We start from the raw sequence: 1,328 nt of genomic DNA on the forward strand, positions 1-1,328 counted from the left end.
CTCTTCGCCCACTGGGCATGGACACCGCGCTTCTGGTGATCAGGATGACAAGAGCCGTGTAACGGGAGACTGTTACGCACGGTTCTGTGGGAGCCCGGGGGTGAAATCCCCCCGGGCGACCCGACTTAGCAACTGCCGTCGGCCTTCGGCCAATACATCTGATCCATTCGCATGCTACTACTAAACGGGGTCCCCACGTATGAGTACGATCCCGGCCAGAACTTGTACGTCACACCCCCCATCAGGCTCCTACCGCAAACGGGCCAAGGCGTACTATTTATTACGGAGTTAAGCGCTGCGCCCGCGTTGAATACACCCCAAGACGCAGAATTGTAGTAGTGCACCTTGCCCGTGTAATTCGTTCCCTCCCACGCGTACACCCAATACACTGTATTGGCCGACGCTGACCTCGGATATCCGGCAAGTCCAGCGATGACGACCGCCAGCACCACCAGCACGGCGCCTAGTCGCCTAAAGTGGGTCCTCTCGGTAGCAAGTTCTGTTGTCATGGGTTCTCCCGTGATCATTGACGATATGCATCGTTAAGAGGTGAAGGCCGGCATTTGCGACATGCCGTCCATCATTGGGTGAGTAAGGCGACGTGCGGGTGGACGGCGGACGCCGCATTGACCGCAATAGTTGCACCTTTTGTGGTAGCCGATCAAGAGCCCGATACGGATCTGGGTGATGAACCAGGGCCTCAACAGTCGCGATGCCGGCCGTCTCGACGATGAAGGCCTCATCATCGGGACTGGTCTGGCGGGGTGGGCCACCCGCCCACTGAGGGTCCAGACTGGCCATCCGCATCTCGTTGAACCGGTGGATAACCTGCCGGATCGTGTCCTCGTCGGCTTTGGACGAGTCGCCGCCGGGCAGGGCCGGCGGCGAAGACGAGTCGGTGCCATTGAACTCCGAGGGCCGCCGGTCCGTTGTTTAGCTCACGAGCAAGACAGCTGCCGCGACCAGTACCTGATTCCGGCTTCGAATCAGGAGAACAACGAAGCGCGGCGGGAGCCGATGACAACACGTTCTCTATGTTGGGGAGGCGACTACGGTGCTGTTCTCTCTGGAGGTGCCAGTCGATGCGCCTCAGAAGGAGTTACTGTGAACCACAACGGCGATGCCATCGAATTGCAGACCGTTCTCACGGATACTGAGGTAGTGGCCGAGCTTCAGAAGCAAGGACCGGTACACCGGGCGACACTGAGCCTTTCCGAGTAACGGTGTAGGGACTCGGGGTAGCTGGCGCGGTCGGTGGTCCGGACGCGCCCGGATCCGTTGCGGTGCAACGAGAAGACGCAGAACCCCGGTATGAAGGTGGTCCTTCC

1 protein-coding gene is annotated in these 1,328 nt (G+C 59.9%); it reads left to right on the top strand.

The genetic code is table 11. The features are described from left to right. Positions 1 to 687 precede the first annotated feature (687 nt). Positions 688 to 1,221, top strand: coding sequence for a hypothetical protein (locus C1I95_RS37420; RefSeq protein ID WP_158566528.1), 534 nt, complete (start codon positions 688 to 690; stop codon positions 1,219 to 1,221). Positions 1,222 to 1,328: the final 107 nt, after the last annotated feature.

This window comes from Micromonospora craterilacus (assembly GCF_003236315.1).
Classification (GTDB): Bacteria; Actinomycetota; Actinomycetes; order Mycobacteriales; family Micromonosporaceae; genus Micromonospora; species Micromonospora craterilacus.

Excerpts from the sequence above, each read along its gene's own strand:
- C1I95_RS37420 (WP_158566528.1), top strand. The coding sequence starts at position 688 with ATGAACCAGGGCCTCAACAGTCGCGATGCCGGCCGTCTCGACGATGAA.